The sequence below is a fragment of the Pseudomonas sp. SORGH_AS_0199 genome (genome assembly GCF_031453735.1).
Classification (GTDB): Bacteria; Pseudomonadota; Gammaproteobacteria; order Pseudomonadales; family Pseudomonadaceae; genus Chryseomonas; species Chryseomonas aestiva.
The window spans coordinates 2,428,462-2,445,154 of sequence record NZ_JAVJAE010000001.1 but is presented as its reverse complement, the minus strand read 5'-3'; the positions used below and the strand labels follow the sequence as shown (position 1 = coordinate 2,445,154).

Below are 16,693 nucleotides of genomic sequence, written 5' to 3'. Positions count from 1 at the left end.
CTGGGCCAGCGTTCCCCGCCCCGACAGTCGCTGACGCCCGGGCGCCAGACTGCCGATCAGCTAGCGCTGGATGATGCGCGCCAGACAGTAGCGCGAGAGATCCAGCTCAGGCGTAGCGGCGAAGCCTGTCTTGAGGTCGACGAGCAGCTGGCGTAGGACCGGCCGCGGCAGTTGGCGGATGGCCGGAAAGGTCAGCTGGGCAACCGGCAGGCGCAGCGACGGATGCAGGCTGTCGGCACAGCGCTGCCCTGCCCCGCCGTCGGCTGCCGACGGACTGGCGGCCAGCGCCAGCAGCAGCTCCGCCGCCTGCCGGGGTTGCCGCACGAAAGCCTGCAGGGTCGCGGGAATGTCCCGCCAGGGCGCGGGGGTAGCTACCGCCGCGAGCGGGGGCGCGCCGGACACCGGCGGCGGCGCAGCGAATGCCGGATTGCCCGCGACATGGGCAACGCCCATGGGCAGCAGGGCCTCGGCCCGGAGTCGCTCGAGCTGCCACTCGTCAAAGTCCGGTTCCAGCTGCTGGATACGCTCCAGCACCGGGGGATGGGTGGCGAACCAGGAGGCGCCCGAATCGCCCAGCACCATGTGGGCGACGCTACGTGCCCGGCGGTGATATAGCCGCCCCTGCAGCGGATGGGCGGCGATCTTCTTAAGGGCATTGGCCAGTCCCTGGGGCTGGCGGGTGAACTGCACGGCGGAGGCATCCGCCAGGCGCTCGCGCGAGCGCGCCGCCGCGGCCTGGATCAGATTAGCGAAGAACAGTCCGCAGCCGCCGATCACCAGCAGCAGGGTGCCCAGCAACCCGCCCAGCAGGGGGCTGCCACTGCCCCGGCCGGTGGTCGAGCTGCGATCGAAGAACAGTTCCCGCCCCAGGTCGGCGATCAGGCTGATGCCATGCAGCCAGCCCAGCAGACGCAGATTCAGGCGCATGTCGCCATTGAGCAGATGACTGAATTCGTGGGCGACCACCCCCTGCAATTCATCGCGGGTCAGCTGGTGAAGGGCGCCGCGAGTCAGGCACAGGGTCGCATCGGCCGGTCCGTAGCCGCTGATGAAGGCATTGATGGCCGGTTCGTCCGGCAGCAGGTAGAGGCGCGGCACCGGGATGCCGGCGGCCAGGGCCATCTCTGCCACCACGTTGTGCAACTGGCGCGTCGTGGGGTCGGCCTGATCGTCCAGGGGCAGCGCGCCCAGCCGCCTGACCACGGCCTCTCCACCTAGGCGGGCGAGTTGCCGGACCTTCCAGCAGGAGGCCGCGGCGATGACGCCGGTGAACGTCAGGCCGGTCTTCACCAGCGTCGCCTCGCGCCCGCCCAGATAGTCGATCACCTTCCGCGGCAGGAACACCAGGGCCAGGCCGGCGCTGGCCAGCGCCATGACCAGCACCACCAGGGCCAGCAAGACGAGACAAAGCCGGGTGCGCCGGCGCGCCGCGGCCTGGTCCTCGAGGAAACGCACGCGCTCAGCTCAGGCTGATCCGCGGTGCCTGACGCGCGTCTGCGTCCGGCAGGGCCAGCGGCTGCGCCAGGCGGAAGCCGAAGCGCCTGGCGACCAGCGAGCCGGGAAAGGTCTCGCAGCGATTGTTGTAGTCCATCACCGCGTCGTTATGGGCCTGGCGCGCATAGGCCAGGCGATTCTCCGTGGAGCTCAGCTCTTCCATCAGCTGCAGGACGGTCTCGTTGGCCTTGAGCTCAGGATAGGCTTCGCTGACGGCGAACAGCCGTCCGAGGGCGCTGCCGAGGCGCTGCTCGCCCTGCTCCAAGGCGGCCCGCGCGACGGGATCCTCCGGTCGGGTCTTGGCCTGGTGCAGACCGGATTGCGCCTGCTGCCGCGCCGCCATCACCGCCTGCAGTGTCTCGCGCTCGTGCTGCAGATAGCCCTTCACCGCTTCCACCAGATTGGGGATGAGGTCGTATCGGCGATTGAGCTGAACATCGATCTGGGCGAAGGCGTTGCGATAGGCGTTGCGCGCCGTGATCAGGGCGTTGTAGAGGCTGATCGCGAACAGGACGAGGGCGACCAGGGCAGCCAGCAGGAGCAGCAGTTTCATCGAATCGTCCTTGAAGGTGCTGAGAAGCCCCAGTCTAGGGGCACGCCACGCCAACGGTTGCGCAGCGCGACGGATGCGACGGTTGAGGGGATGGCTGGCGAATCAGGCGCCGCACACCACCGTTCAGGACGAGGAAGGCGCGCCCGTGTCGGTCGGATGCCGGGGCGCCGAGTCCGCCTTGCGACCGGGCTGCAGCTCGGCCAGCAGGGCGTCACGCTCCTGGCGCAGCTGGGCAAGGCTGGTCTGGGTGCGGGTCAGCTCTTCCTGCAGGCGCTGGGCGTGGGCCTCCGAAGCGCGCAGTTCGCGATTCTGCGCGCGCAGGCCGGTCACCACCTTGTGCGCCCGGGTCAGCCGCATGACCATGTTGTCCACCTTGAGCTCCAGGGCTTCGCGGTGCGACAGCAATTCCTCGACGTAGGGGTCGTCGCTCTTCTTCCACTCGGGATAGTTGGCGTCGTACACCTCTTCCGGGCCCTCGTCGAAGAGATCGACGTTACGGTTCACCGCCGGGCCGCTGCTGGCGGGGAGCGGCGGCGGCGGGGTATCGGCAGGCGGGCTCTCGAGCACTTCGGGAACCGGCAACGGCTGCTCCTCGCTGGCACCCTCGGCCTTGGCCGACGCGTCGCTGGCGACATAGCGCTGCCACAGGAGAAACACCACCAGGGCGATCAGCAGGATGTTGCACAGGGTTATCAGGACGAATCCCCAATCCATCAGCTGTGCATGACTCATCTGCCGCTCCGCTCTCTTCCGGTGATTAGGGCCTGGGTGCCGTTCGATACACCCTGCCCACCCTGTCGGCGGCGGTGCCTCGTTCTGCAGCTGATTTGAATACAGCTGCCAGCCTAAAGCATTTCTATCAGCCCAGCGGCGCCAGAGCGGAGACGAGTTGCCGGGCACGGGCATGCGCTGCCGGTCCGCGGGCTGAGCCAGAAGCCTTGGCTGCGGAGAAAAGCTGGGCGAAAAAAAGCCTGACGCTGGGCGTCAGGCTTTGCAGAGGCGGGCGAGGTCGGGCTTCGCGGAGCTCAACCCAACCTGTGGATGGCCCTACGCCAGACTCTTGCTCACCACCTCGTAGACGTCGCTGGACAGCTCGCCGCTGGCCAGAACCCGCTCCAGCTCGGCACGCATGAGGGCCTGGCGCGCGGGACCGTACTTCTTCCAGCGGGTCAGGGGCGTGAGCAGGCGCGAGGCGATCTGCGGATTGAGGCGGTTGAGGGTGATGATCTGGTCGGCCAGGAAGCGATAGCCGCTGCCGTCCTCGGCGTGGAAGTTGACCAGGTTGGCGTTGGCGAAGGCACCGATCAGCGCCCGCACCTTGTTGGGGTTCTTCAGGGTGAAGACCGGGTTCTGCATGAGTGCCTGGACGCGCGCCAGGCCGCCCGGCAAGGGACTGGAGGCCTGGACGCTGAGCCAGGTGTCCATCACCAGCGGATCGGCCTTGAATTCCTCGAAGAAGCGCGCCAGCACCTCGGCCTTTTCCTGCTCGAAGCCGGAATTGACCAGGGCGCTCAGTGCGGCCAGGCGCTCGGTCATGTTGTCGGCGTGCTCGAATTGCTCCAGGGCGGCATCGCGCGCCTCCGGCTCTTCCAGCAGCATCAGGTAGCCGAGGGCGGCGTTCTGCAGGCTGCGGCGGGCGATATGGTCGGCGCTGGCCTGGTAGGGCGTGGCGCGCGAGGCTTCACGGGCACTGCGGTAACGCTGCCAGAGCACGTCGCGCAGGGACTCGGCGATGGCCCGGCGCGCCTGGCGACGAGCACCATGGATGGCACCCGGATCGGCCTGCTCGGACAGCTCCACCAGATAGGCTTCGGACGGCAGCGACAGCATCTCGGCGACCATGGCCGGATCGAGGGACTCGTCCGCGGCCACGGTACGCAGGGCCTCCACCAGCCGGGTGTCCAGCGGCTCGCCAGCGATCATGCCCTGCAGCACCTGAACGGCCAGCTGCTGGCCGGCGTCCCAGCGATTGAAGCCGTCGCTGTCGTGCTGCATGAGGAAGGTCAGCTGCTCGCGACTGTAGGGGAAGCTGAGCTTGACCGGGGCGGAGAAGCCCCGCAGCAGCGAAGGCAGCGGTTGCTCGGGTACGTCGACGAAGGTGAAGGTCTGCTCGGCCTGGGTGACCGACAGCACCCGGTCGCTGCCCTGGGCCGCGCTCTCGCCTTCCAGGCGCAGCGGCAGGTCGCGGCCCTGGCCGTCCAGCAGCCCCAGCTGGACCGGGATGACGAAGGGTTCCTTGGTCGGCTGACCCGGGGTGGGCGGGCAGCTCTGACGGAAGGTCAGGCGATAGGTCCTGGCCGCCGCATCGTACTGCTCGCTGACCGCCAGGCGTGGCGTGCCGGACTGGCTGTACCAGCGCTTGAACTGGCTGAAATCGGCGCCGTTGGCGTCTTCCAGGGCCCTGATGAAGTCGTCGCAAGTCACGGCCTGGCCATCGTGGCGCTCGAAGTAGAGATCGGTGCCCTTGCGGAAGCCCTCCGGCCCCAGCAGGGTGTGCAGCATCCGCACCACCTCGGCGCCCTTCTCGTACACCGTCAGGGTGTAGAAGTTGGAGATCTCGATGAAGTGATCCGGGCGCACCGGGTGGGGCCATGGGGCCGGCGTCCTCGGCGAACTGGTTGGTGCGCAGGAAGGCTACGTCCTCGATGCGCTTGACCGTGGGCGAATTCATGTCGGAGCTGAAGCCGGCGTCGCGGAACACGGTGAAGCCTTCCTTGAGCGACAGCTGGAACCAGTCGCGGCAGGTCACGCGGTTGCCCGACCAGTTGTGGAAGTACTCGTGGGCGACGATGGCCTCGACGCGCTGGTGAGCGGCGTCGGTGGCGGTGCGCGGACTGGCCAGCACGGCGCTGGAGTTGAAGATGTTGAGCCCCTTGTTCTCCATGGCGCCCATATTGAAGTCGTTCACCGCCACGATCATGAAGATGTCCAGATCGTATTCGCGGCCGTAGACCTCCTCGTCCCAGCGCATGGACTTCTTCAGGCTGTCCATGGCGTGCTGCAGCTTGCCGATGTTTTCCGGTTCGACGTAGATGCGCAGGGTCACGTCGCGACCGCTGCCGGTGCGATAGCTGTCTTCCACGGACCGGAGGTCACCGGCCACCAGGGCGAACAGATAGGCCGGCTTGGGGAAAGGATCTTCCCAGGTGGCCCAGTGACGTCCGCCCTCGGCATCGCCACTGGCCACGGGATTGCCGTTGGAGAGCAGGATCGGGTACTTGCCCCTGTCGGCCTCCACCGTGGTGGTGAAGACGCTCATCACGTCCGGCCGGTCCAGGTAGTAGGTGATCTTGCGGAAGCCCTCGGCCTCGCACTGGGTGCAGAACATGGTGCCGGAGACGTACAGTCCTTCGAGGGCGGTATTGCTTTCCGGATGGATGCGTACCGAGGTCTTGAGCACGAAGGCCTCGCCCTGCGGCTGCAGGGTCAGGCTGCCCGCCTCGACCTGGTAGTCGCCCGCCGCCAGGGTCTGGTCGTCCAGCGCCACCGCCAGCAGTTCCAGTTCCTCCCCGTGCAACACCAGCGGCGGCAAGCCCGCGCCACGCGTCGGGTTGCGCTGCAGGCGCAGCTCGGCATGCACCAGGGTCTGGTCGTCATGCAGCTCGAAGCGGAGGCGGGTTTCCTCGATGAGGTACTCGGGCGCCTGGTAGTCCTTCAGGTAGATGGTCTGGGGCTGGTCGGTGCGCATGGCTTACGTCCTTACATCTCTGCTGCGGAGGCGGACACGGCCAGCTGATAGGCCGTGTACTTGCGAATGTTGATCACGCCGGTGTCGAACATCAGGTATTGACCCTTGATGCCCAGCAGCGTGCCTTCCACCACGGGGGTCTTTTCCAGGTCGTGGCTGACCACCTTGGTGGGATAGACCGTGACCGGATAATGGATCTCGATGGGCGCCATGTCGACCACCGGCTGGATCGCCTGCAGGCCGAAGCGACCCTGGAGATCGTCCAGGCCCTGGGCGCAGGCATCGAAGATCCGCTCGCGCACCGCGACCAAGTCTTCCGGCGCGGCCACGCCCTTGAGCATGGCCCGCCAGTTGGTGCGATCGCCTACCTGGCTGCGCAGCACATCTTCCACCAGACCGGATTGCTGGCGGGTGGCCACCCTCAGGATCGGCAGCGCCTGGTAGGCGCCCTGGTCGATCCAGCGGGTGGGCAGCTGGGTGGCGCGGGTGATGCCGACCTTGAGGCCCGAGGAATTGGCCAGGTAGACGATGTGGGGCACCATGCAATGGGCCTCGCCCCACTCCGGCTGGCGGCAGGTGCCGTGCTCGTAGTGGCACTTCTCTGGGCTGACGATGCAGCTGTCGCACTGGGCCAGGGCGGTGAAGCAGGGATAGCAGTAGCCCTGGCTGAAGCTCTTGCGGGTCTTGCGTCCGCAATGGGTGCAATGGATGGCACCCAGGTACTCGAGCCGCACGCGACGGCCGATCAGCGGATTGACCGGCACCTCGCGCTCATCGAGGCGAAAGGCATAGTTGACGGGGTCGGCCAGGGTCACGGCCATCTTGCGCAGGGCGCCACGGCCCAGTTCGGTCATCACGGTAGAAATTTCTCGATTTCTAAAAGACGCGAGGTGCCTCTTCGTCGCCGAAGGGCACCTCGTCGGGGTAAGGCGCGGACAGTCAGTGGATGGCGTCGGACTTGAACAGGATGTTCTCGATGGGTACCGACTTGGAGGCGCACTCCTGGGGCCCCATGTAGCCGGTCCGCTGATCTTCGGGCAGGTGCTTGGCCTCGTAGGCGATCACTGCCTGAAGACAGAGCTCGACCTGGTCGCGACTGAGCTTGCGGCCGTCCGGCCACTTGCCGATCTCCACGGCCAGCTTCAGGCCCTCGTAGATATCGGGGGTGATGTTTTCCAGCATCTGGGCGAAGGATGTCGACATGGGTCGCTCCGGACTCTAGTGATCCGCCAGTTTACCGGGCTGCCGGCGACGGCGCACCTGGCCTGACTCAATGGTGGCCATAGGTTGTGTTTGGCTCGAAGCCCAGAGTTGGCGATGCCGGATTGGGCTGTTGGGCTTCGCTGCGCTCAACCCAACCTACGCGGGTGCGTATCCCGTAGCGTAGAAAACGGCCTGGCCTTTTCCACTGAAGAATTCGGGTCAGGGTCGCCCTTCTCACCCAGGGAGCGGGCGCTAGCCAACAGGCCTACCCTGCAACAGGCCTGAACCCTGACACCTGGCCGCCATCAGAGCAGGAAGCGCTTTCCGGAGACCCCATGCCTGCCTATCACTCCCTCATCCTCGCCGATGTCGAACTCTGGCTGCTCGCGGAAAAGGCCATCTATTGGCCGGCACGCCGGGCGTTGCTGGTGGCGGACATCCATTTCGGCAAGGCGGCGGCCTTCCGGGCCCTGGGCCAACCGGTACCCCACGGCACCACTGCGGGCAACATCGCCCGGCTGGACAGCCTGCTGGCGCGCTACGACTGCCAGGAGATCATCTTTCTCGGTGACTTCCTGCACGCCCCGGAATCCCGCGCGCCCCTGACCCTGGACACCCTGGAGCGCTGGCGGGAACACCAGGCCCATCTGCGCCTGCTGTTGATCCGCGGCAACCACGATCGTCGCGCGGGAGATCCGCCCACCGCCCTGGGCATCGACGTGGTGGGCGAACCGCTGGAGCTGGATGGCCTGTCGTTGCAGCACGAACCCGATCCGCACCCGAGACTGCCGGTGTTGGCCGGGCATATCCATCCGGCCTTTCGGCTGCAGGGCCGTGGGCGCCAGGCGCTGCGCCTGCCCTGCTTCTGCCTGGAAAATGGCGAGGTGCTGATCCTGCCGGCCTTCGGCGATTTCACTGGCGGGCACCTGCTGGCACCCGATCCGGCGCGGCGGATCTTCGTGGTGGGAGATGGCGGCATCTGGCCCCTGCGCTAGGCCTTGTCTGAAAGGGGCCTGCGCTCAGTCATACTGCGTTAAAAATCAACTCGGAATGCTCATTTACCACTCGTAAACTCCGCTTCCTCGTTGATTTTTGTCTTGTCTGACCTTCGCTCGGCTACCCATCAAACAAGTCCTAGAGCCAGATACCCAGGAGATCAGCCTTCTTCGGTGATCCCGGTGATGGTGATGCCATGGCGCTCCAGCAGGGCCACCGTGGGTTCGTCGTAGTCCCGTGGCACCTCACTGTCGTCGTACTCTTCCAGGGCATCGTCACGGACGATCTGGGCGACCCGCTCCATGTCCGGCTTTTGGTCAGCGTCGGTGGTGACCACCGAGGTATTGCCGTCAACGTTGCTATAAGCAATTTTCCACTTCGACATCTCAGGACTCCTCGCACGGAAACAGGGTTATCGAGAGATTAGAGGGCCGAATGCCCAGTAATTCGCCCTAACGCGGACGAAAGACGATATCCAGCAAGCCGGCGAGGGCGCCCTCGGCGCAATCGGCCTGGGCCAGAGCCTCGCGGGCCTGCCTGAGGTGACTTTGTAACTGGCGTTGAGCATGGTCGCGGCCGAGCAGGCTGACCAGCGTGGACTTATCGCCATCCTTGCCGGCGTCCTTGCCCAGGCCCTTGCCGTCGTCGAGATCGTCGAGCAACTGGAAGGCCAGGCCGAGCTGGCAGGCGAACACCTGGAAGGCTTCGCGCTGCGTGGCGGTGGTAACCAGGGTGACACTGGCCATGCCCATGGCCGCGGAAAACAGCGCACCGGTCTTGAGCTGGTTGGTCAGGGCGATGGCATCGGCCGGACGCGTCTGGCGACCGCCGTGCAGGTCATGGTACTGGCCGCAGACCAGACCGGCGGTGCCGACCGCATCGGCCAGTTGGCAGACCATCTGGGTACGGGTTTCCGCCGGTACGCCGGAGAGGCCCGCGACCAGGCGCAGGGCATGGCTGAGCAGGGCCACCGCGGCCAGCATGGCGACGTCTTCGCCGAATTCGACGTGCAGCGTTGGCCGACCGCGACGCAGACGAGCATCGTCCATGCAGGGCATGTCATCGAGGAACAACGAGGCGGCATGGACCATTTCCACGGCGCAACCCAGATCGAGGACGGCTTCGTCGGACTGACCCAGATCCTCGGCGGCCAGCACCATCAGCAGCGGACGCAGTCGCTTGCCCGGGGCCATGACCCCACTGCGGATGGCGGCGGCGACCGGATCGGTCCCGGCCGGCAATAGCTCTGCCAGACGCTCGTCGATACGGGTACGCTGCCATTGCAGCGAAGCGGCAAAATTGTCTGTCGCGTTCGGCACTAATACGGTCGCCATGAGTCGAGATACTCCATATGTGGAACCGACGAACGGTCGCACCTCGGTGGATTAGGTCTTCGCAAAGCGAACCCGTCGTCCCCTACCAGACCACAACGACCGACGAAAGGTCATTCAGGGCGGACTCTAGAAGACATGGTGGATTGGGAACTGGCAAGCCGCAAGAACGATCATCTGGACATCGTGCTGGATCCCCACAAGGCCCGTAGCGCCGTCACCACGGGCTTCGACGCCTATCGCTTCACGCATTGCGCCCTGCCCGAGCTCAATCTCGACGAGGTCGACCTGGGCACCCGCCTGTTCGGTCGTCCCCTGGCCGCGCCGCTGCTGATCAGCTCCATGACCGGCGGGCCAGAGCGGGCCGCGCTGATCAATCGCCACCTCGCCGAGGCGGCCCAGACCCTGGGCATCGCCCTGGCAGTCGGCTCCCAGCGCATCGCCCTGCAGCAGGGTGGCGATCAGGGCCTGACCGGCGAATTGCGCCGCCTGGCGCCGGACGTGCCGCTGCTGGCCAATTTCGGCGCCGCGCAGCTGGTGGCCGGCTACGGCCTCGACGAGGCCCGGCGCGCGGTGGAGATGATCGAGGCAGACGCCCTGATCGTGCATCTCAATCCCTTGCAGGAAGCCGTGCAGGCCGGTGGCGATCGCCGCTGGCGCGGCATTCTGGCAGCCCTGGAAAATCTGGTTACACAACTGTCCGTGCCGGTGGTCGTCAAGGAAGTCGGCGCCGGCCTGTCGGGCCGGGTCGCCACGCAACTGCTGGAGGCTGGCGTGGCGGTGCTGGATGTCGCCGGAACCGGTGGCACCAGTTGGGCGGCGGTGGAAGCCGAACGCGCCCGTGACGAGCAGCAGCGCGCCATCGCCCGCGCCTTCACCGACTGGGGCATCCCCACCGCCGAGAGCCTGCGCCAGGTGCGCGCCGCCTGCCCCCGGGCGACGGTGATCGCCTCGGGCGGCATCCGCGACGGTATCGACGTGGCCAAGGCCATCCGCCTTGGTGCGGACCTGGCCGGCCAGGCCGCTGCGGCCCTGCCTGGCGCCACTGAATCCACCGAGGCGGTGATCGCGCATTTCCAGGTGGTGATCGAACAGCTGCGCATCGCCTGCTTCTGTACCGGCTCGGCGGATCTGGCCGGCTTGCGCCAGGCCGAGCTGCTGGACGCCGCGCCGCGGCGGTGCCCATAGTGGCCGACACCCGACCGGACGCCGCCATGCATGTCGCCCTGATCTCGCCGCCGCTGCCGAGCCACCTGTCCACCCATCTGGTGCTGGGCGAGGCGCTGGTCGCGCTCGGCCACCGGGTCACCCTGCTGCACCAGGTGGAAGTGGGCGATCGGGCGCTGCCAGCAGGCATCCAGTTCCAGGCCCTGGGCGCGACCAGCCATCCACGTGGCAGCCTGGCGCCCCTGCTGGCGCGGACCGCCAGCAACAAGCCCTGGTCGGTATTTGGCGTGATCGCCGACATGGCGCGCAATACCGAACTGTTCTGCCGCGAAGGCCCGGCCGCCTTGCGTGACCTCAGGGTCGACTGCCTGATCGCCGACCAGATGGAACCGGCCGGCGGACTGCTCGGCGACCACCTGGGCCTGCCCTATGCATCACTGGCCTGCGCCGTGCCGATGAATCGCGAGCCCCACCTGCCGCTGCCCACCCTGCCCTTCGCCTATCCTGGCACCGAGCGGGAGCGGCAGATTGTCCAGGGCGCCACCCAGGTGTTCGACCTGATGATGCGCGGCCAGGGCAAGGTCATCCAGCGCCAGGCCCAGGCCTTCGGCCTCGGCGAGCGACGGACGCTCGACGACTGCTTCTCGCCGTATCTGCAGCTGAGCCAGTGCCTGCCGGGCTTCGACTTTCCGCGTCATGCCCCGCCGCCGCACTTTCACGAGGTCGGGCCGCTGCGTTCGCCGGCGGTGCGTGAGCAACGGCTGGAACTGGAGATCGATCCGCGCCAGCCCTTCGTCTTCGCCTCCTTCGGCACCCTGCAGGGTGGCCGGCTACCGCTGTTCCGCCGCATCGCCCAGGCCTGTCGCCAACTCGGCGTCCAGGTGCTGATCGCCCACTGCGGACGTCTGGAGGCCAGTGCCGAACGCCTTCTGCTGGACGACGGCGCCACCTGGGTCACCGACTTCGCGCCCCAGGAGGCGGCCATCGCCCGCGCCGATGCAGTCATCACCCATGGTGGCTTCAATACCGTGCTGGACGCCCTGGCGGCTGGCAAACCCATGCTCGCCCTGCCCATGGTGTTCGACCAGCCCGGCATCGCCCGCCGCCTGGAACGGGTCGGCGCCGGCATCTGCCTGGCACCGCGCCTGGCCAGCAAGCCCCGCCTGACCCAGGCCCTGGGCGCCGTGCTGGCCGACCCGGCCTATCGCCGGGCGGCCGAACGCTTCGTGCCCATTACCCAGGCGGCCGGCGGTGTCGCGGCTGCCGCCCGCCTGGTGGATGGCCTGGCCCGGCGAGGACTCGAACGTGCGTCCTGACCTGCTGATCGTCGGCGGCGGCCTGGCCGGCGGCCTGCTCGCCCTGCGCCTGGCGGAAACCCGTCCGGAGCTGGACTGGCGCCTGGTGGAAGCCGGTCCGCGGCTGGGCGGCAACCACACCTGGTCCTTTCACGAGCCGGACCTCACCGCGCCGCAGCATGCCTGGATCGAGCCCCTGATCGCCCACCGTTGGCCGGGCTACGAGGTGCGCTTCCCCAAGCGCCAGCGGCACCTCGGCAGCGGCTATGCCAGCATCAGCGCCGAACGCTTCCATGAGGTATTGAGCGCCCGGCTGCCGGCCGAGCGCCTACTGCTGGGCCGCGAGGTGCTGCGCCTGCAGGACGATGGCGTGGTGTTCGCCGATGGCTACACCCTGGCCGCCGGCGCCGTGATCGACGCGCGGGGGCCGCGACCCGATCCGGCGCTCTGGCTCGGCTATCAGAAATTCCTCGGCCAGGAGGTGCGCCTGGTTCGCCCCCATGGCCTGGCCGAACCCATCGTGATGGACGCCACCGTCGATCAGCTGGACGGCTATCGCTTCGTCTACAGCCTGCCGCTGGCGCCCGACCGGCTGCTAATCGAAGACACCTACTATGCGGACGGCGAAAGCCTCCCCGCGGAACGCCTGCGCCAGCACCTGGCCGACTATGCCCGACAGCAGGGCTGGGAAATCGCCGAGGTACTGCGCGAAGAACAGGGCGTGCTGCCCATCATCCTGGGCGGCGATCTCGACCGCTATTGGGACAACGTCACCGCCGGCGCGCCCATTGGCCTGGCCGCGGGGCTGTTCCACCCCACCACCGGTTACTCGCTGCCGGAGGCGGTGCGCCTGGCGGAGCACCTGGCCGCGCAACCCTTGACCTCCAGCGCCAGGCTGCGCGACTCCCTGCGGCAGTACGCCCAGGGGCGCTGGCAGCAACAGGGCTTCTTTCGCCTGCTCAATCGCATGCTGTTTCTCGCTGGCCGTCCCGAGCACCGGGTGCGCGTCATGCAAAGGTTCTACGGCCTCGGCGAACCGCTAATCCAGCGTTTCTACGCCGGCCGCCTCACCGCCTTCGATCGGCTGCGCATCCTCTCCGGCAAACCGCCGGTGCCGCTGAAACCAGCCCTGGATGCCGCGCTGGCTCGTCCCCCTCAGTCCAAGGAAGCACCATGACCCAAGGTAACGGGCCCAAGCGGGCCATCGTCATCGGCGCCGGCTTCGGCGGTATCGCCCTGGCGATCCGCCTGCAGTCGGCCGGCATCGCCACCACCCTCATCGAGGGCCGCGACAAGCCCGGCGGCCGTGCCTACGTCTATGAGGAGGCGGGCTTCACCTTCGACGCCGGCCCCACCGTCCTCACCGATCCCTCGGCGCTGGAAGAGCTGTTCGCCCTGAGCGGCCGGCAGATGAGCGACTATGTGGAGCTCTTGCCGGTCAGCCCCTTCTACCAGCTGTGCTGGGAAGACGGCACCCGCTTCGACTACGTCAACGACCAGGCCCGGCTGGACGAGCAGATCCGTGCCCTGGAGCCAGACGACGTGGCCGGCTACCAGCGCTTCCTGGCCTATTCCCAGGCGGTGTTCGAAGAAGGCTACATCCGTCTCGGCGCCAAGCCCTTCCTCAAGGTCGGCGACATGCTCGCCGCGGGTCCCAAGCTGGCCAAGCTCACGGCCTGGCGCAGCGTCTACACCCAGGTGTCGCGCTTCGTGAAGAGCGAGAAGCTGCGCCAGACGCTGTCCTTCCACACCCTGCTGGTGGGCGGCAATCCCTTCGCCACCTCCTCGATCTATGCGCTGATCCATGCGCTGGAACGCAAGTGGGGCGTCTGGTTCGCCAAGGGTGGCACCCATCAGCTGGTCCTGGGCCTACTGAAGCTCTTTACCGACCTCGGCGGCGAAGTGCGCCTGAACACGCCGGTGGAGCGCATCCTCACCGAAGGCAATAGGGCCACCGGCGTCTGCCTGGCCGATGGCAGCCAGCTCGAGGCGGACCTGGTGGCCTCCAACGCCGACGTGGTGCATACCTATCGCAAGCTGCTCGGTCATCACACCCATGGCGTGGTCGAGAGCAACCGCCTCAAGCGCAAGCGACACAGCATGTCGCTGTTCGTCATCCACTTCGGCCTGAGCCAGCCGCCGGTGGGGCTCGAACACCACATGGTCTGCTTCGGCCAGCGCTATCGCGGCCTGATCGACGAACTGTTCAAGGGCCCGGGCGTACCGGACGACTTCTCGCTCTACCTGCACTCGCCCTGCGTCACCGATCCGTCGCTGGCACCGCCCGGGCACAGTTCTCACTACGTGCTGGCGCCGGTGCCGCACCTGGGCAATGCCGACGTCGACTGGAGCGTGGAAGGTCCGCGCCTGCGCGACAAGATCCTCGCCTACCTGGAAGAGCGCTACATGCCCGGCCTGCGCGAGCATCTGGTCACCTCGCGCATCTTCACCCCGGCCGATTTCCGCCAGGAGCTCAATGCCCACCTTGGCTCGGCCTTCTCCCTGGAGCCCATCCTCACCCAGAGCGCCTGGTTCCGGCCGCACAATCGCGATAGTGTCATCCCCAACCTCTATCTGGTCGGCGCGGGCACCCATCCCGGGGCCGGCGTCCCGGGCGTGGTCGGCTCGGCCAAGGCCACCGCCAGCGTCATCCTCGAGGAGCACGGTTAGCCATGCCAGCCACCCATGACGTCGTCGACCACGCCGAGCAGAGCATCGCCGTCGGTTCCAAGAGCTTTGCCGCAGCTGCCAAGCTGTTCGCTCCCGAGACCCGCGAGAGCGCCGTGCTGCTCTATGCCTGGTGCCGCCATTGCGACGACGTCATCGATGGCCAGGAACTGGGCCATGGCCAGGTCGAGGGCGATCGCCGCGCCGGGCGCGAACGCCTGGCCGAACTGGAACGCCTGACCCGCGCCGCCTACGGCGATGAGCCGCTGCAGGATCCGGCCTTCGCCGCCTTCCAGCGGGTGGTCAGGCGCCATGGCATTCCCCTGGCGCTGCCGCTGGATCACCTCGCCGGCTTTCGCATGGATGTCGAGGAACGCATCTATGTGGAACTCGAAGACACCCTGGAGTACTGCTACCACGTCGCCGGGGTGGTCGGGGTGATGATGGCGCGCATCATGGGCGCCGAAGACGAGGAAACCCTGGATCGCGCCTGCGACCTGGGCATGGCCTTCCAGCTCACCAACATCGCCCGCGACATCGTCGAGGACGCCCGTATCGGGCGCATCTACCTGCCACGCCTGTGGCTCGACGAAGTCGGCGTGCCGGCGGGTGAACTAGCGGAACCGCGCCATCGCGAAGCGGTCGCCCAACTGGCCGAGCGGCTGGTGCGCCTGGCCGAGCCCTACTATGACTCGGCACGCCAGGGCATCGCCGCCCTGCCCCTGCGCTCGGCCTGGGCCATCGCCACCGCCCGTGGCGTCTACCGCGAGATCGGCGTCCAGGTGCTGCAACTGGGCAGCCATGCCTGGGACCAGCGCGTCAGCACCAGCACCGCCGACAAGCTGCGCCTGGTCTGCCGCGGCGCCGCGCGCGCCATGCTCTCCCGTCACCAGCGCGACGAGCCACGCCCGACCGAGCTCTGGACCCGACCGCGGCGCTGACGCCAGTGATCGCGCCCCGGTCACATTTGCGTGCATCTCGGGGATGCCCAACAGCAAACTTTTATGCGATAAACGGGTCGGATTAAAGCGACCCCTCGCGGGCCGCGGATGGATGGATGCCTGAGCCAGAGCGCTGCATCCGGTAGTCAGCCTACGAGTATGGGATTTGCACATGCACAAGACGGAAACGGCTGTTTCACACGATCGCTTCGCTGCCTCCTCGTCACTACTTGCCCTTGGCCTTTCCGCTAACGCGCAGTCCGGTTACAAGCCCGAATTCTTCAACGCCATCCAGTGGCGTACCCTGGTCGCCCTCTGCGCGCACCTGCAGGCCGATAGCGAACAGGCCGATACCCGCCTGCCCGAATTCATCGATCGCCACATGCTGACCCCCTACGCCCACGGCGACCGTTCCAACATCGTCGATCCCTTCGACGAGCAGGCCCAGGTCCAGCAGGGTGCTAATCTGCGCGATCTGCTGCGTGACGGCCTGGCCGTGGTGAACAGCTACTGCACCGAGCGGCTGGGTGCCGGTTTCGCCGAACTGGCGGCTGGTGAACAGGCCCAGGTGGTCACCGCCGCCGAAGCGGGCACCCTGAACCCGCCGGCCAAGGAGTTCATCGATCTGCTGCGCAACGAGAGCGAGCGCAGCCAGTACGCTCATTCACTGTTCGCTGCCTACGACGACACTCCCGCTATCGCCTGATCCCGTCTAGCGCCTCCTTGGAGGCGCTTCCGCTCCCGCCTAGTCCACTTCTTCCTGCGCCTGATCCCGGGCCTTGCGTTCGCGTGAGGAATCCAGGGCGCCGCCGTGTATCTCGCGCAACTGCTGCTTGAGCTGCTGGGTGGTCGGTGCCAACAGGAAACCGAAGGACACGCAGCCGTCCTTGCCGTCCACCGCATGGTGCATGCGATGCGCCTGATAGAGCCGTTTCAGATAGCCGGTGCGCGGGATGTAGCGGAAGGGCCAGCGCTGATGCACCAGGCCATCGTGGGCGATGAAGTACAGCAGACCGTAGAGGGTCATGCCGGCCCCTATCCACTGCAGACGCCAGTAGCCGGCATTGCCCAGGGCGATCAGCAGGATGGCCAGGCCGGCGAAGACGACGGCATAGAGATCGTTCTTCTCGAACCAGCCCGTCCGGGCGCGGTGGTGGGACTCATGCCAGCCCCATCCCCAGCCGTGCATGATGTACTTGTGCGACCACCAGGCGAAGGCTTCCATGCCCGCCACGGTGGCCAGCACGATGCCCGCATCGATCAGTATTTCCAACGTAACCTCCGCAGCCACCTGATCAGAAGCTGCTCACGATCTGCTGCGCGTCGGCCAAACTGCGTTGAAAAGGCCCTGGAGGGCC

Annotated in this window: 15 protein-coding genes and 1 pseudogene; 7 read left to right on the top strand and 9 right to left on the bottom strand. The window is 67.1% G+C overall.

Going from position 1 to position 16,693, the window contains the following annotated elements; translation table 11 throughout:
• Positions 1–60: 60 nt before the first annotated feature.
• The 6 genes and pseudogenes from QE444_RS11435 to QE444_RS11410 form a co-directional block, all read right to left on the bottom strand.
• Positions 61–1,455, bottom strand: coding sequence for a M48 family metalloprotease (locus tag QE444_RS11435; protein WP_309738585.1), 1,395 nt, complete (start codon positions 1,453–1,455; stop codon positions 61–63).
• A 4-nt stretch (positions 1,456–1,459) separates the two neighbouring features.
• Entirely contained in the window at positions 1,460–2,047 is a 588-nt protein-coding gene (locus QE444_RS11430; RefSeq protein ID WP_285389845.1) for a LemA family protein, read from the bottom strand.
• Positions 2,048–2,170: 123 nt separating this feature from the next.
• A complete protein-coding gene (locus tag QE444_RS11425) occupies positions 2,171–2,779 on the bottom strand; it encodes a hypothetical protein (protein WP_285389843.1) in 609 nt (202 codons plus the stop codon).
• 315 nt (positions 2,780–3,094) lie between these two features.
• A pseudogene (gene pepN / locus QE444_RS11420) lies at positions 3,095–5,735 on the bottom strand (aminopeptidase N).
• A gap of 11 nt (positions 5,736–5,746) precedes the next feature.
• The gene (locus QE444_RS11415) at positions 5,747–6,589 is read right to left on the bottom strand and encodes a DUF2797 domain-containing protein (RefSeq protein ID WP_133859983.1); all 843 of its coding nucleotides are present in this window, start codon (positions 6,587–6,589) and stop codon (positions 5,747–5,749) included.
• Between the two features lie 85 nt (positions 6,590–6,674).
• Positions 6,675–6,938 (bottom strand): YeaC family protein, encoded by a 264-nt coding sequence (locus QE444_RS11410; protein ID WP_007162881.1) that lies wholly within the window; start codon positions 6,936–6,938, stop codon positions 6,675–6,677.
• A 335-nt stretch (positions 6,939–7,273) separates the two neighbouring features.
• On the opposite strand from QE444_RS11410, the gene pdeM reads away from it, so the two are divergent.
• Entirely contained in the window at positions 7,274–7,933 is a 660-nt protein-coding gene (gene pdeM, locus QE444_RS11405) for a ligase-associated DNA damage response endonuclease PdeM (RefSeq protein ID WP_309738578.1), read from the top strand.
• A 161-nt stretch (positions 7,934–8,094) separates the two neighbouring features.
• Here pdeM and QE444_RS11400 read toward each other — a convergent pair whose 3' ends face one another.
• Positions 8,095–8,319, bottom strand: a complete 225-nt coding sequence (locus QE444_RS11400; RefSeq protein ID WP_027602825.1) for a hypothetical protein — start codon at positions 8,317–8,319, stop codon at positions 8,095–8,097.
• A 67-nt stretch (positions 8,320–8,386) separates the two neighbouring features.
• The gene (locus tag QE444_RS11395) at positions 8,387–9,268 is read right to left on the bottom strand and encodes a polyprenyl synthetase family protein (RefSeq protein ID WP_309738571.1); all 882 of its coding nucleotides are present in this window, start codon (positions 9,266–9,268) and stop codon (positions 8,387–8,389) included.
• Positions 9,269–9,403: 135 nt separating this feature from the next.
• Between QE444_RS11395 and fni the strand changes: the two genes are divergently transcribed.
• The 6 genes from fni to QE444_RS11365 all read left to right on the top strand — a co-directional run bounded on the left by fni (position 9,404) and on the right by QE444_RS11365 (position 16,041).
• Entirely contained in the window at positions 9,404–10,453 is a 1,050-nt protein-coding gene (fni, locus tag QE444_RS11390) for a type 2 isopentenyl-diphosphate Delta-isomerase (RefSeq protein ID WP_309738569.1), read from the top strand.
• A complete protein-coding gene (locus QE444_RS11385) occupies positions 10,453–11,748 on the top strand; it encodes a glycosyltransferase (RefSeq protein ID WP_309738567.1) in 1,296 nt (431 codons plus the stop codon). Before fni ends, QE444_RS11385 begins: the two co-directional genes overlap by 1 nt.
• Positions 11,711–12,904, top strand: coding sequence for a lycopene beta-cyclase CrtY (gene crtY / locus QE444_RS11380; RefSeq protein WP_280307265.1), 1,194 nt, complete (start codon positions 11,711–11,713; stop codon positions 12,902–12,904). The genes QE444_RS11385 and crtY overlap by 38 nt, the downstream gene beginning before the upstream one ends.
• Positions 12,901–14,397, top strand: a complete 1,497-nt coding sequence (locus tag QE444_RS11375) for a phytoene desaturase (RefSeq protein WP_263258701.1) — start codon at positions 12,901–12,903, stop codon at positions 14,395–14,397. The genes crtY and QE444_RS11375 overlap by 4 nt, the downstream gene beginning before the upstream one ends.
• Positions 14,398–14,399: 2 nt before the next feature.
• The gene (locus QE444_RS11370; RefSeq protein ID WP_273861113.1) at positions 14,400–15,335 is read left to right on the top strand and encodes a phytoene/squalene synthase family protein; all 936 of its coding nucleotides are present in this window, start codon (positions 14,400–14,402) and stop codon (positions 15,333–15,335) included.
• Positions 15,336–15,507: 172 nt separating this feature from the next.
• On the top strand, positions 15,508–16,041 hold the full coding sequence (locus QE444_RS11365; RefSeq protein ID WP_187978946.1) for a gluconate 2-dehydrogenase subunit 3 family protein: 534 nt from the start codon (positions 15,508–15,510) through the stop codon (positions 16,039–16,041).
• A gap of 39 nt (positions 16,042–16,080) precedes the next feature.
• Here the strand turns inward: QE444_RS11365 and QE444_RS11360 are convergent, their stop codons facing one another.
• Complete coding sequence (locus QE444_RS11360) at positions 16,081–16,560, bottom strand: sterol desaturase family protein (RefSeq protein ID WP_405046467.1); 480 nt, start codon at positions 16,558–16,560, stop codon at positions 16,081–16,083.
• Positions 16,561–16,693 lie beyond the last annotated feature (133 nt).